The sequence below is a fragment of the Enteractinococcus fodinae genome (genome assembly GCF_031458395.1).
Classification (GTDB): domain Bacteria; phylum Actinomycetota; class Actinomycetes; order Actinomycetales; family Micrococcaceae; genus Yaniella; species Yaniella fodinae.
Window position 1 is genome coordinate 2,669,868 of sequence record NZ_JAVDYJ010000001.1, and the last position, 13,168, is coordinate 2,683,035.

The window sequence follows — 13,168 nt, forward strand, 5'->3', positions numbered from 1 at the left end:
GTTTCCTCTGAAAGGACCTCATATGACGAAACTCCTCGAAGGCAAGACCGCCGTTATCACCGGTGGCGCCCAAGGCATTGGCCGCGCCACCGCCGAAATGCTCCACGAACACGGCGCGCGCCTGGTCATCGCCGACCTCAATGGTGAACAGGCACAGCAAACCGCTGAAGAAATCGCCGGCTCCGAGGGCATCGGTGTGGCCTGTGACGTCACCCAAGCAGACCAGGTCGATGCCGCACTTGATGCAGCCATCGAGAAGTTCGGTTCGCTGGATGTCATGATCAATAACGCTGGTATCACCCGCGACGCCACGATGCGCACCATGACCGAAGAAGCATTCGACCAGGTCATTGCCGTGCACCTCAAGGGCGCCTGGAACGGTACCCGCCTGGCTTCATTGCGCATGCGCGAACAAAAATCCGGTGCCATCATCAACATTTCGTCGATTTCCGGCAAAGTCGGGATGGTTGGCCAGACCAACTACTCCTCCGCCAAAGCTGGCATCGTTGGCCTCACCAAGGCTGCGGCAAAAGAAATGGGCCACCACGGTGTCCGGGTCAATGCCGTTCAGCCCGGCCTGATTCGCACCGCGATGACCGAAGCGATGCCGAAGCGTATTTTCGACGAAAAACTCGCCGAGATCCCAATGCAGCGCGCTGCTGAACCATCAGAGGTCGCCTCTGTTGTCCTCTTCTATGCTTCCGATCTGTCGTCTTACATGACCGGTACCGTCGCTGAAGTCAGCGGCGGACGGTTCATGTAGGTTCTCGACGGTCTCGACTCAATATCCCCTTCGGGTTGGCCACCGCGGTCTAGCTCGAACCACGAAAGGCTTATCTCAATGCGTGAAGCTGTAATTTGTGAACCGGTCCGTACACCAATTGGTCGTTACGGAGGCCAGTTCAAGGACCTCACCGCTGTAGACCTCGGTGTCGCGGCCCTCAACGGTCTCCTCGAGCGCACCGGTTTGAATCCTGAACTCATCGAAGACGTGATCCTCGGGCAGTGCAACGGTGGCAGCGAGGCTCCAGCGCTGGGACGTGTCATCGCCCTGGATGCTGGCTTGCCGATCGATGTGCCAGGTCAGCACCTGGACCGTCGTTGCGGTTCCGGCCTGCAGGCTGTCCTGAATGCGGCCATGGCCGTCCAGACTGGTGCCCAGGATCTGATCGTCGCCGGTGGCGCTGAAAGCATGAGCAACGCGACCTTCTACTCGACCGATATGCGGTGGGGTGGCGCACGCACCGGTGTCCAGATGCACGATTCACTGGCCCGGGCACGCAGTACCGCCGGCGGAAAGAACTACCCGGTCCCGGGCGGCATGCTCGAAACAGCCGAGAACCTGCGCCGCGAATACTCGATCAGCCGCGAAGAACAGGATCAGCTGGCTGTGCAGTCTCACCAGCGCGCCGTGGCCGCTCAAGAATCCGGTGTAATGGCCGAAGAAATCGTCCCGGTCACGGTGAAGACTCGTAAAGAAGAGCGCATCATTGACACCGACGAGCACCCTCGCCCGGACACCTCCATGGAAACCTTGGGCAAGCTCAAACCAATTCTGCTCTCCCAGGATGAAGAGGCCACCGTTACCGCTGGCAACGCCAGTGGTCAAAACGACGCCGCAGCGATGGTTATCGTCACGACTCCAGAAAACGCTGAAAAGCTTGGCCTGCGGCCACTGGTCCGCTTGGTCAGCTGGGGTGTTGCTGGTGTTCCACCGCGGACCATGGGCATCGGCCCGGTCCCTGCCACCGCTGCAGCGCTGCAGAAGGCCGGTCTGGAACTGTCAGACATGGACGTCATTGAGCTCAACGAGGCGTTCGCTGCCCAAGCTTTGGCTGTGATGCGCGAATGGAACTTCACCGACGAAGACCACGAACGCACCAACGTTCACGGTTCGGGTATTTCGCTTGGTCACCCTGTTGGGGCAACCGGCGGCCGCATGTTAGGCACGCTAGCTCGTGAACTCAACCGCCGTGAAGCACAGTACGGTCTGGAGACCATGTGCATCGGCGGCGGCCAGGGTCTGGCAGCGATCTTCGAGCGGGTGGCATAAGCATGGGCAAACACACCTTCACTTCAGTAGAAGAAATCAAGGAGTCGGTAAATAAGCCACTGGGCACGACCGACTGGGTCGAGATTTCCCAAGAAGACGTCAATGCGTTCGCCGACGTCACGGGCGATCACCAATGGATCCACGTCGATGTTGAGCGCGCAAAGCAATCAAATTTCGGCGGGACGATCGTCCACGGTTTCATGACCCTGGCCTTCCTGCCGAAGTTTGCCGGTGAACTCTACCAGTTCGATATGGGTTCAGCTCGCCTCAACTACGGCTTGGAGAAAGTACGCTTTCTTGCCCAGCTGCCAGTTGGCGAACGGATCCGCGGCTCCGCGGAGTTCGTCTCCGTCGCCGAGCAAGCCTCCGGCACGCGAGTGCACACGAAGTGGACTCTGGAGCGGGAAAACGGCGATCGTCCAGTCTGCGTCGCTGAATCAGTGACGATGATCGTCGCGTAGGAGAAAAGGAAGCAAAACATGAATCTTGACTCAGGAATTACCCAAAGCGAGATCTCAGTACCGGTCCAGCGACCGGTCCTGCCGCCGCCTTGGCACACTGCTGAACGTCAAGCGCTGCAGGACGAAGCCTACACATTCGCCCGCGAGGAGGTCCTGCCCGTCGCTAATGAGCTGGACCCCCAAAAGGGTGAGATGCCGGCCAGCTTGATAGCTCGCCTCGGCGAACTGGGCTATTTCGGAATTACGATTCCGAAAGAAGACGGCGGTATGGGCCTGGGCGTCTTCGAATACTGCATGGTGGCCGAAGAACTGGCCGTGTCGTGGATGAGCGTGGCAAGTATTATTGCGCGCGCCCAAGGTGTCGGCACGAACGTGGCTGACAAAACACGTCGCAAGGAACTACTCCGTCGCAGCGCAGCTGGTGAATGGATCGGTGCGATCGGTTTCTCTGAACCACTGGCAGGTTCGGACCTGGCAAACGTCCAGACCACTGCAACACGTGATGGCGATTCCTGGGTGATTCATGGTCGCAAACGCTGGATCGGGAACTCGCTGGCCGCCGACTTCATCCAGTTGTTGGCACGCGAGCGCCAGCCTGAACCAGGCGAATCACGCTCCGCGGGCATGATCACACTGTTGGTCGAAAAGAAGCGCAACGAATTCCCTGAAGGCCTGACCGGGACACCAATCGACAAGATTGGCTATCACGGTTTCACCACCTGGGATCTGACGTTCGACGGTCTGCGAGTACCGGTTGAGAACGTCCTCGTTGGTCCGGAAGAGGCCGAACAAGCCCAGAGCGCTGCCGAGGCAGCAGAGGGCAAACGTCGCGCTTTCCAGGAGACCCAGAAATGGCTGAATATCGCTCGCGTTCAGACCGCGGCTCGTGCCGTGGGGCTGGCCAGAGCGGCCGTGGAAGACTCCACCGAGTACCTCCAGCGTCGTCAGCAGTTTGGTCGACCCATCGGTGACTTCCAGGCGCTGCGTTTCGAGCTCGCCGAGATGGCCGCCAAAGTGGATGTAGCTCGCGCGCACTACCGTCAGGTAGCGCACCTGCTCGACGCCGGGGTGCCCTGCGAACGCGAAGCGGCAATGGCCAAGCTCGAGGCAACCGAGATGGCCGTGTACGTTACCAACCGTGCGATGCAACTGCATGGCGGCAACGGGTACACGACCGAACTGCAAGTAGAGCGTCACTGGCGTGATGCACGCTTGACCACCATCTTCGAAGGCACCAGCGAGATCCAGAAGAAGATCATCAGCGACCGCCTGTTGCCACGCGCTAAGCACTAACTGACCTCCCCACCGTCGGGGACAATTACTCGCGTCCTAAGTGGGGCCTGATCCGCAGTCTCGGATCAGGCCCCACTGGTTTTAAAGGGCAGGTAGCAAGCGTCGACAGTGCTGTTATCTGCTTCACGAATCTAGACATAGGAAGGTGTATTTTGTGATGAAATATACTGGCTCAATGACTGTTTCAACCCTCACCTCGCGCACCGCGTTGTTCACCCCAGCGAACCGTATCGATCGCGTGGAAAAAGCCCTTGCCGGTCCGGCAGATACTGTGATCGTCGATCTCGAAGACGCGGTAGCTGAGACAGCGAAAGATTCCGCCCGGCAACAGCTCAAAGACTTCCTTGCCTCGCTTGATCCTGAGGTGCAGCACCGGTTGGCGATACGGATTAACGCTCCTGACACTGCCAGTGGACAGTTAGATCTCGATATGCTCGGCGACGCAGCGAACCTGCCCGCTGCCATTATGGTGCCCAAGGCTGAAGCGACCGGGACGTTTGACCGGCTACCCGAGTTCTTGGACTCGGTGACGGTGTTGGCCCTGGTTGAAACGCCCACCGCGGTTCGGGATGTGCACGCCATCGCCGCTCTTCCACGGGTAGATCGACTGGCTATCGGAGCGGTGGATCTCTCCTCAGCGCTGGGCTCCCAGATTGCTTCTGTGCCCATTGAAGCAGCTCGGGCTGCTGTGGTGTTGGCTTCGGCCGCAGCGGGTCTCCCAGGACCGCTCGACACCCCAACCACTGAGATCTCCAACGACGATGCCATCCAAGCTGCGGCTCAGGCTTCGGTACGAGACGGTTTCGGCGGCATGCTGTGCATTCATCCCAAGCAGCTTGACCATGTGACCGCCGCGTTCACCCCCAGCCAGGAGATGGTTGCCTGGGCCGAGCGCGTCATTGCCGCCGGTGACGGTGCAGGCACCGTAGACGGACAGATGATTGACCGTCCAGTGATGCTGCGTGCCGAACGCATCCTGCAGGACGCTGGCCGAAGCGCGTCCTAACCCATCCCGATAGCCGCTGGCATGTGGTCCGTGACTACCGGGCCTCATGCACCAGCGAGCGGGCTGCATCGCGTTCGATTGCCAGGTTTTGCAGGGCCACTTTATCGGGCTTGCCAATTTTCGTCAGGGGAAACGCGTCGGTGGTGAAGATGGCCTTCGGGGTTTGCACGCTTCCCTTTCGAGCCTTGATGAACTCTTGAAGCTCGGCTTCATCGAATGCATCCCCGGCGTCATCGTCCAAGGTCACGAAGGCTACGATTTTCTCGCCCCATTCTTCATCCGGGATACCCAGTACCGCGGCGGCAGCCACGCCTGGGAACTCACCCATGACAGTCTCCACTTCGGCAGGATAGACGTTGAGCCCGCCGGTGATGATCATGTCTTTTTTACGACCAACAATTGTTAGATATCCTTGTGCATTGGCTCGCGCGAGATCTCCGGTATGGAGCCAGCCGGATGAAAAGGTCTCTTCGGTCAGCTCAGGTTTTTGCCAATAGCCGGCCATCACGATTGGGCCACGCACACAAATCTCCCCGACTTCACCGACCGGCACTTCACGATCCTTATCGTCAAGCAGGGCGACGTCCGCGCAGCCGACAGGTCTGCCACATGACGCCATTTTCTCTGGATCATGGGGGTCGTGATCGGCTTTCTTGAGCGCAGCGATCAGATTTGGCGCTTCGGACTGGCCGTAGAGCTGCACAAACTTTTGCCCAAACCGTTCAACGGCCCCGCGCAGCATCGACGGATCAATCTTCGATGCCCCATAAATGACAGTCTCAAGATCGTTAAAAGGAGACTCAGCATCAGGGAGCGCCAGGAGGCGATGGATCATCGTGGGCACCAAAAACGTGCTATTGACGTTATGTTCTTTGACGACGTCGCGGAACCGCTCCGGGGTGAACTTATCCAGCATGACGAGGGATCCACCCTGCATCAAGATCGGTACCGCCATGGCACCGCTGGCGTGTGACAGTGGTGTGGCAGCCAGGAAGCGGATGTCTTGCGGCCAATCCCACTCAAGACAGGAAAACGTAGCGTTCGTGGCCAGGGTCCGGTCCGAGTGCATGATGCCTTTGGGTTTTCCCGTGGTACCGCCAGACAGGCTGATGCCGATGACGTCTTCGGCATGCATGCGCACCGGCGGTGCCAACTCAATGTCTTGGTCCTGCAGCGTTGCCGGGTCCATGCTCGGCATCGGAATGAACTTTATGGTCGGGCTGAGCGGGCTGAGATCCTCAATCAAGGCATCAAATCGTGGTGATTCGAAGATTACGACCTCAGTGTCGAGATAGTTGAGTGCATACGTGTGGTCGTCAATACCGTTTTCGGGATGGAGGGAGGTGACGCGGGCGCCCTCCATGATGGCCGCAGCCCGAGTGAAGAAGGTTTCGGGGTGGTTGCCACCCACAAGCGCTATTGGCACGCCCTTCTCCACTCCAGAGTCCACCAGCAGATTGCGGAACACCTGAACACTCTTCGCGCTGTCGCGGTAGCTGAATTCTCTGTCGCCGTCTATAAAGGCCACACGATCGTCATAACGGCGCAGTGCACGGTATGCCAAGGAGGCGTAGCTTACATTTTCGTACAACCGGTTTGTCATGGTCTTACTTACCTACCGCTTCATAAGGAAATACTGATGTCTGGCGGTCAAGATCACCCAGGGTCGACAGCATCTAGGCTGACCGACTCTATGGACCTCAGCCGCACATAGCGCACGCTAAGGACTGTACTACAATGTGACTTGTGATACATTTGCGGAAGCAATACATGTGTCATAAAAAAGGAAAAATTCATATATGAAACGATCACACACCTTGGCACCGGCCGCTCTGATCGCCAGCATGGCGTTAGTGCTCAGTGCTTGTGGGAATGGTTCCACTGAAGAGGGATCCGGAGACAGCGAAGGGTTCGAATTCGGCGCTTCACAAGAAGAAGTGAATGCAGCGATCGAAGGCCTCGAACCGGTTGAAATTACGTACCAAGCAGCAGGCCAATCCCCCAACTCGGTGGTCTCCATTAGCGATATAGCACTCCAGGAGTACATCGAAGAGCGCTCAAATGGACAGATCACCGTCGACATGGTGTGGGGGCAAGCCATCGCAGGCTACGACGAAGTCGACAGCGCACTGGTCGACGGCCGGGTCGATATCGCCTTCACTTTACCGGTCTACGATCCCAACCAGTACCCCGCATTTGATGCGATAAATACTGCAACAGCCGGAATGCCCAGCTCACCTGTTTTGGGGGAACTCATCGCGGAAGCTGTTGTCGCTGATCTAGCTGCTGGTTCTCAACAAGTGCTCGATGAATACGAAGCACTAGGACTCACTCCATTGCTGCCAATGGCTAGCGCAGGCACCTACCATTCGATATGTACTGAAGCGGGCACAAGCCCCGACGACTGGAACGGTCGAACCGTGCGCATTGGTAACACGGCACAAGAAGAACTGGTCCAGAACCTTGGGGGTAGCCCTAGCTCCCTGCCCTACACGGAAATGTTCGAAGCATTACAACGCGGCACTATTGACTGCACCCTCGGTGCCCTAAGAAACTCCGAAGAAGGCGGCATACTCCAAGTCGCCACCTATCTTTCCGTTATCCCCGAAGAAAACAGCTTGTCGAATCGGGGAACAAGTGCCATCGTCGCAGGTAGTGGCTATGAGGCTCTGCCGCTGCCATATCAGCAGATTATTTTTGATGCCATGGAAGCCCGCTATGCAGCCAGCGTTGAAAGCCTCGCCCAAGGTAATGTTGCCGGGATTGAACAGCTGAAAGAAGCCGGGGGCGAGCTGGTTCCCCTTGACGAAGAGTCGAACGAAATTATTGGCGAAACCAATGCGAAGTTGATCGAGGAGGTCGAAGAATCAGGAGTTCTCGATCCTGGCATTGCAGATCGAACCCAAGAATCGATTACCAAGTGGTCCGATCTAGCCGAGGAACTCGGATATACCGAAGAAGGCGGCTACGAAGACCTCGATGAGTGGTTCGACATGGAAGATTACGACTTCGCTCCGATGGCCGAACGCTTCTTCGAAGACGTTTTGCTGCCACTGCGGCCCGAGTAAATAAGCACAACAACCTCAAGTCCCCCTGAGTTCTTGAGGCCAGAGTTAACCAGCCAGCCGTCCATGCCACATATTAGGCATGGACGGCTGGTGAGTTTAACTCCACAGAGTTAGCTGTCTAGAACGCGTTATTGTCGGTACTGCACCTTTGCTTCGACGTTGGTGGCATTTCCGGGACCGATCAATGCGAGTTCTTCGGTGATCAGACCGTTGTCGTTTTCGACTTGGCGTCCGCACACGTATGCCTTCTCATTGACGAACAGAGGGCTGCGTGCCGAGAACTCAAACGCCTCAATGGCGGGATTCCCACGCTGCTGTTGAAAGTTGGCCAGGATGTTCGTAGCGGATAGCGGCCCATGAACAACAAGTCCCGGGTAGCCTTCCACAGCGGTTGCATACGGCAAGTCGTAGTGGATCCGGTGGGAGTTGAAGGTCAAGGCAGAATACCGGAACAGCGTGATTTCGTTGGGCTGGACTGGTACCGTCCATTCCCAATCGCCTTCCGGCGCTGCCGTGTCCCGAGGCGGCTGTGGTTGTTGCGGATTGTCAGGATCAACAGGTGCCGCTTCGCGATACACCAGAGTCTGATGTTCTGTGATCGCTAGTGCGTCAGGTGTATGAATGTCGTGACGCAGCCCCAGGAAGATGAGGCCTCCACCGCGTCCCTGTTTCGGGGTGATGCTTTCAATGGTGGTCGTTTTGGTAATGCGTTCTCCGACGGGAATAGGCGCATAGTACGCAATGCGGCTACCGACCCACATTCTGCGTGGGTAAGGAATGGGAGGCAAGAAACCGCCGAGCTTTGGGTGGCCATCCTCTCCCAGCTCGCTCATGCCAGCGGTAGGGGTGAACTGAAGCCAGTGCCCCAGCGGGAAGAGGTTTTTGTCATCCGGATTTGGTAGTTCAAGAATCGACTGCAGCCCCTGCATCGCCGAAGCTGAAGCGATATCTTCCGTCACCTCGCTTCTCGATATCCAGTCTTCGAATTGTGTTTCGGAGGTCTCGAGTGATGAAGAAGCCAAATTGACCACGCTTTCTGTCCTGCTGGGAACCGCCCAATGGCGGCACGCTACTGTTCGTCTAAAAGTGTCATGTACCTAAACTGTCGAGGGACCGTAGACAGGCGGCCCCTCGACAGTTTAGGAGTTGAGATCGAGATGTCTATGTGTGGTTAGATGCCGCCACGCGAGACGAGCTGCGAAGCAATGACGTTCCGTTGGATCTCGTTCGTGCCCTCGCCAACAATCATCAGCGGCGCATCACGGAAGTAGCGTTCAACGTCATATTCGGTCGAGTAGCCGTAACCGCCATGGATACGGACCGCGTTCAGGGCGATTTCCATACCAACTTCGGAGGCGAACAGCTTCGCCATGCCGGCTTCCATGTCGGCGCGCTGGCCACTGTCGTACTTTTCAGCCGCGTAGCGAGTGAGCTGACGGGCTGCGGTGAGCTTGGTGGCCATGTCGGCGAGGTAGTGACCGATAGCCTGGTGCTTCCAGATAGGCTTTCCGAAGCTTTCGCGTTCCTGGGCGTACTGCAGCGCATCTTCGAGGGCAGCTGCGCCAACACCTAACGCGCGGGATGCAACCTGAATACGTCCGGTTTCTAGGCCACGCATCATCTGCGAGAAGCCTTTGCCTGGCTCGCTTCCGAGGATCTGGGCGGCTGGGGTTCGGTAGTCTTCGAAGACCAGTTCACAGCTCTCGACCCCTTTGTACCCGAGTTTGGCAAGGTCGCGGGAGATGGTGAGTCCGGGACCTTTTTCCACCAGAACAATCGAGATGCCCTTGTGCCGTGGCTCGGCGTTCGGGTCTGTTTTGCACAGTAGTGCGATCAAGCCGGAGGTGCGAGCGTTGGAGATCCAGGTTTTTGCACCGTTAATGACCAGGTCTTCGCCGTCTTCGGTTGCGACCGTTCTCATCGCCTGCAGGTCAGAACCACCGCCGGGCTCGGTGAGTGCCATCGTAGCGCGGAGTTCTCCGGTGGCCATCCGTGGCAAGTACTTCTGTTTTTGGTCCTCGGTACCAAATTCGGTCAGGAGTTTTGCGACGACAGTGTGACCGCCCATGGCACCGGCCAAAGACATCCAACCGCGTGCTAGTTCTTCCGTAACTTTCGCGTAGGCGGGCATCGACACTGGCATACCGTCGTACTCTTCAGGGACGGCCAGTCCGTAGATACCCAATTCCTTCATTTGTTCGATCCAGCGCTCTGGATATTCGTTAGCTTTCTCGACTTCGTTAACGGACGGTTTGACTTCCCTGTCAATGAACGTGCGTACCGTTTCAATGAGGAGTTCTTCTTCGTCCGTAAGAACCTGGTGGGCTGTGCTTGTCATATCAGGACCTCAATATCCATTCGATGTAATTGTCTGAGAGTGAAGCCTTCACCTCTTAGCCTTACTCATATAATATATAAAATAGAATTATTTGCAATGGCGAGTTTTAGTCATTGCCACGGACACGGAGATTTCCAGCTGAGAAAATCCCTCGGTTCCGGTCGCCGACAATGGAATATAGTTAATACGAATTGGCGTGCTGGTCTCAGCTATGCCGCTTCAAATTGTTAAGAGAATCGGGTTGTGAGGTCATTACATGGGTGTGGCACCTAGGAAACAACTAAGCGATGAAGTCGCTTCATACCTACGCGAGAGAATTGTCGCTGGTGAACTTACGCCTGGAACTTCAGTGAGAGCAGAAGCCGTAGGTGAGCTCCTCTCGGTTTCAGCCACACCGGTGCGAGAAGCCCTGCATACGCTTAAGGTCGAAGGCTTCCTAGAACTCATTCCCCGCAGAGGATTCATTGTCGCGTCACTGCGCGCGAAAGATATCCGAGACATCTTCGAAGCACACGCCCTCATCGCAGGTGAACTTGCAGCTCGTGCGACAGCAAATATTCGCGCGGAAGAACTCAAGACCATCCAGCAGATCCACGATGAAGTGCTAGCGGCGGCACGCGATGACGATACTGACCTCCTGGAGCAAAAGAACCACGAATTTCATCGATTCATCTACCAGTTGGCAGATTCTGAACGCCTCAAGTGGGCGTTAAACGCTTTCCTGCGATACGTGCCCAGGGCTTTTTACGCCCAGATTCAAGGCTGGCCAGACACGACGATTCGAGATCATACGGAGATCATGGAAGCCATGATCAACGAAGATCCAGAAGCCGCGCGCCAGACCATGGGCCAACACATTCGAAACTCTGGTGAGAAGTTGGCAGAGTATTTCGAAAAACGACAGACCGAAGTGCTCCAAGATTCTGCGAAATCCAACGCTCGTTAAATTTCGGTACCTGCAGTTCTCACGAGATCTCGTTACGACAAATATGGCCCTGCGATTGGCCGTATACTGCCCGTAGTTCATTAGCGGCCCTCACTAATAGTGACTCCGCGTCCACAGCCTCCTCAGCTGTGACTTGTAATCGCACTAGGCCTGAGCTTCATGTGTCAGCAGCTCCTGTTGCTTAGACGCGCCACTCCCACTTCGGGTGAGCCCCGAGCGTCATATCTCAGCCTTTAGGCGAGCAGGACCCAAGCCAGATCGAGCTATCCCTAGAACTTGCGAGTTACGCGTTGCCTCTATAGTGAGGGTTTGGTCGGCGCATTATTGCTTTGTAACTACCAGACCACATACTTTCTTTGCCTGAAGAATCGACTAGCTCCCACCCTTTCCGCAGCAGTCGCTGAGTATCTTTATTGCGACGTACAGTCTTGTACTCATACGGCTCACGGGCGTAGCGAGGAGGTTTCCTCACTGGGGGATCGGGCTTTTCGGGGCCAGGCTTTAAGCCTTGCCTTTCCTTCTCCACCATCTCGCGCCAACCCTCGCGCTGAATACGCGCCTGCTCACGCCTTTCTCTCCAAGTCAGTTTCCTCATACAACCAGTATGCAGCAGCACACCGGAACAGGCTAGACCGCCCCATCTACCCAGAAGTCCTTCTGCCGTACGATTTATAAACACGAGACAGCGTCAAAGCACTGCAATCGCGACATGCCGAAATCTTCCTGTGGCAGACAGCTCCTAGTCTCGTCTAACACAGACTGAACTACACTGGATAACAAGGCAAATAAAAACTCTTAATTAGTACAGCGACTACAAAGAAGAGGACTCTCACGGTATGCAGGTTTCCATCTATGCGTTTCGTACACTGCTATGGGGCGCGCAGCAGAACAGCGACGACATAAGTGCAGTGCCAGAAGAAGTACTACCGGCACTGGAACGCGAACCCACACACGAAGAAATGGTGTCGCACGGTTGGATAGATGAGGCCGCTCTGGACAAGATGCTCGGTAGTGGGCCAAACTTTACTCTCTCCCCCAACGGAAAACAGCGAGCTCGTCGATGGTGGGATGAATACCCAATGCATAGCGCAGCCTATGAAATATTGCAGGCGATCCCGGCGACGAATGGGGATCTCTCCGGCGCAGAAGATGCTTTCGACGCCACCTATCGAGATCCAGTCACGAATGAACCCCCCCTTCTGCTGATCTAATTGATCAAGCCGGAGGGATGCTGTATAAGAACGGGTTTGTTTCAGGGTTCCCCTCGATGGGTTACGAGTCGCCTCATCGGCTAACCCTAACTACACGAGGTCGGGAAGTACGTCGCGAACATTATGTACCAACGCTCCTCCCACAAATGCCCGACAGTACCCCCGAGGCCGCTACAGCCGCACCCTCAGCGACCTATAATTTCACGACTAATATTACCGGGGGCACCATTGGAGCTGCACAATTCGGCCATCAGAACCACGCCACTGTTGAAAACGTACAGCCTGAAGTCCAGCAGCACTTCCAAACTTTGCGCGACTTTGCCTCCGAGGCGCCGTCGGAAGATCGTCAAGAGCTGCTTGAACAGATTCACCAACTCGAAGAAGCAGCCCAACGAGGACCATCAGCTTTCGAAGAGCTCCGGAATAAGTTCTTCTCTAGCTTTGTAACCAAGCTCGGGGATCGAGCCGTAAATATCCTTATGGAGATACCACAGCTTCTCTAAGTTACAAAGGCCTAGTCTCTCCCCTAGCCCTATCCAGGTATTAGCTCTTCTCGGCGCGCGGCGTAGACCTGGTAGAACGTCTGCCGTGACACTTCGAACGGCTAGTGGAGTCGACTGATTTAGGCAGCAACTCCGGTGTCGGCGTTTTATCCAGTCGAGAGAACCTCCAAGGAGCCTCGATTGTACGGACCACCATTTGAACCTGTGAAAACGGCGCAATTAATTGGGGATTCACCGCCACGAGCCACTTAATGGCTGTCCAGACACGCCCTAGACTTTGATCGTAATC

Annotated in this window: 12 protein-coding genes; 9 read left to right on the forward strand and 3 right to left on the reverse strand. The window is 56.3% G+C overall.

All coding sequences use genetic code 11. The features are described from left to right. Positions 1-22 precede the first annotated feature (22 nt). From fabG to J2S62_RS12530, 5 genes are all read left to right on the forward strand, one after another. Positions 23-763, forward strand: coding sequence for a 3-oxoacyl-ACP reductase FabG (fabG, locus tag J2S62_RS12510; protein WP_310175232.1), 741 nt, complete (start codon positions 23-25; stop codon positions 761-763). Positions 764-841: 78 nt separating this feature from the next. Next, positions 842-2,053 (forward strand): acetyl-CoA C-acetyltransferase, encoded by a 1,212-nt coding sequence (locus J2S62_RS12515; RefSeq protein WP_310175234.1) that lies wholly within the window; start codon positions 842-844, stop codon positions 2,051-2,053. Between the two features lie 2 nt (positions 2,054-2,055). Continuing rightward, positions 2,056-2,514, forward strand: coding sequence for a MaoC family dehydratase (locus J2S62_RS12520; RefSeq protein WP_310175236.1), 459 nt, complete (start codon positions 2,056-2,058; stop codon positions 2,512-2,514). 18 nt (positions 2,515-2,532) lie between these two features. Next, positions 2,533-3,807: an acyl-CoA dehydrogenase family protein gene (locus J2S62_RS12525; protein ID WP_310175238.1), complete on the forward strand. Its 1,275-nt coding sequence runs from the start codon at positions 2,533-2,535 to the stop codon at positions 3,805-3,807. Between the two features lie 175 nt (positions 3,808-3,982). Then, entirely contained in the window at positions 3,983-4,813 is an 831-nt protein-coding gene (locus J2S62_RS12530) for an HpcH/HpaI aldolase/citrate lyase family protein (RefSeq protein ID WP_310175240.1), read from the forward strand. Positions 4,814-4,847: 34 nt separating this feature from the next. Here J2S62_RS12530 and J2S62_RS12535 read toward each other — a convergent pair whose 3' ends face one another. Continuing rightward, positions 4,848-6,416: an AMP-binding protein gene (locus J2S62_RS12535; protein ID WP_310175242.1), complete on the reverse strand. Its 1,569-nt coding sequence runs from the start codon at positions 6,414-6,416 to the stop codon at positions 4,848-4,850. A gap of 196 nt (positions 6,417-6,612) precedes the next feature. Here J2S62_RS12535 and J2S62_RS12540 point away from each other — a divergent pair, with 196 nt between their 5' ends. Beyond that, a complete protein-coding gene (locus tag J2S62_RS12540; RefSeq protein ID WP_310175244.1) occupies positions 6,613-7,881 on the forward strand; it encodes a type 2 periplasmic-binding domain-containing protein in 1,269 nt (422 codons plus the stop codon). A 128-nt stretch (positions 7,882-8,009) separates the two neighbouring features. On the opposite strand, the gene J2S62_RS12545 is transcribed toward J2S62_RS12540, so the two are convergent. Both J2S62_RS12545 and J2S62_RS12550 read right to left on the reverse strand, forming a co-directional pair. Further along, positions 8,010-8,903, reverse strand: a complete 894-nt coding sequence (locus J2S62_RS12545) for an FAS1-like dehydratase domain-containing protein (RefSeq protein WP_310175246.1) — start codon at positions 8,901-8,903, stop codon at positions 8,010-8,012. A gap of 149 nt (positions 8,904-9,052) precedes the next feature. Further along, the gene (locus tag J2S62_RS12550) at positions 9,053-10,219 is read right to left on the reverse strand and encodes an acyl-CoA dehydrogenase family protein (RefSeq protein WP_310175248.1); all 1,167 of its coding nucleotides are present in this window, start codon (positions 10,217-10,219) and stop codon (positions 9,053-9,055) included. A gap of 256 nt (positions 10,220-10,475) precedes the next feature. Between J2S62_RS12550 and J2S62_RS12555 the strand changes: the two genes are divergently transcribed. The 3 genes from J2S62_RS12555 to J2S62_RS12565 all read left to right on the forward strand — a co-directional run bounded on the left by J2S62_RS12555 (position 10,476) and on the right by J2S62_RS12565 (position 12,879). Beyond that, on the forward strand, positions 10,476-11,165 hold the full coding sequence (locus tag J2S62_RS12555) for a GntR family transcriptional regulator (RefSeq protein ID WP_310175250.1): 690 nt from the start codon (positions 10,476-10,478) through the stop codon (positions 11,163-11,165). Between the two features lie 836 nt (positions 11,166-12,001). Then, a complete protein-coding gene (locus tag J2S62_RS12560; RefSeq protein WP_310175252.1) occupies positions 12,002-12,376 on the forward strand; it encodes a hypothetical protein in 375 nt (124 codons plus the stop codon). Positions 12,377-12,522: 146 nt separating this feature from the next. Next, the gene (locus tag J2S62_RS12565; protein WP_310175254.1) at positions 12,523-12,879 is read left to right on the forward strand and encodes a hypothetical protein; all 357 of its coding nucleotides are present in this window, start codon (positions 12,523-12,525) and stop codon (positions 12,877-12,879) included. Positions 12,880-13,168 lie beyond the last annotated feature (289 nt).

What these genes read in the sequence shown, in the direction of transcription:
- J2S62_RS12515 (WP_310175234.1), top strand. Translation starts at nt 842, where the DNA reads ATGCGTGAAGCTGTAATTTGTGAACCGGTCCGTACACCAATTGGTCGT.
- J2S62_RS12535 (WP_310175242.1), bottom strand. Translation starts at nt 6,416, where the DNA reads ATGACAAACCGGTTGTACGAAAATGTAAGCTACGCCTCCTTGGCATAC.
- J2S62_RS12530 (WP_310175240.1), top strand. Translation starts at nt 3,983, where the DNA reads ATGACTGTTTCAACCCTCACCTCGCGCACCGCGTTGTTCACCCCAGCG.
- J2S62_RS12550 (WP_310175248.1), bottom strand. Translation starts at nt 10,219, where the DNA reads ATGACAAGCACAGCCCACCAGGTTCTTACGGACGAAGAAGAACTCCTC.
- J2S62_RS12555 (WP_310175250.1), top strand. Translation starts at nt 10,476, where the DNA reads ATGGGTGTGGCACCTAGGAAACAACTAAGCGATGAAGTCGCTTCATAC.
- J2S62_RS12565 (WP_310175254.1), top strand. Translation starts at nt 12,523, where the DNA reads ATGCCCGACAGTACCCCCGAGGCCGCTACAGCCGCACCCTCAGCGACC.
- J2S62_RS12560 (WP_310175252.1), top strand. Translation starts at nt 12,002, where the DNA reads ATGCAGGTTTCCATCTATGCGTTTCGTACACTGCTATGGGGCGCGCAG.
- fabG (WP_310175232.1), top strand. Translation starts at nt 23, where the DNA reads ATGACGAAACTCCTCGAAGGCAAGACCGCCGTTATCACCGGTGGCGCC.
- J2S62_RS12520 (WP_310175236.1), top strand. Translation starts at nt 2,056, where the DNA reads ATGGGCAAACACACCTTCACTTCAGTAGAAGAAATCAAGGAGTCGGTA.
- J2S62_RS12540 (WP_310175244.1), top strand. Translation starts at nt 6,613, where the DNA reads ATGAAACGATCACACACCTTGGCACCGGCCGCTCTGATCGCCAGCATG.
- J2S62_RS12525 (WP_310175238.1), top strand. Translation starts at nt 2,533, where the DNA reads ATGAATCTTGACTCAGGAATTACCCAAAGCGAGATCTCAGTACCGGTC.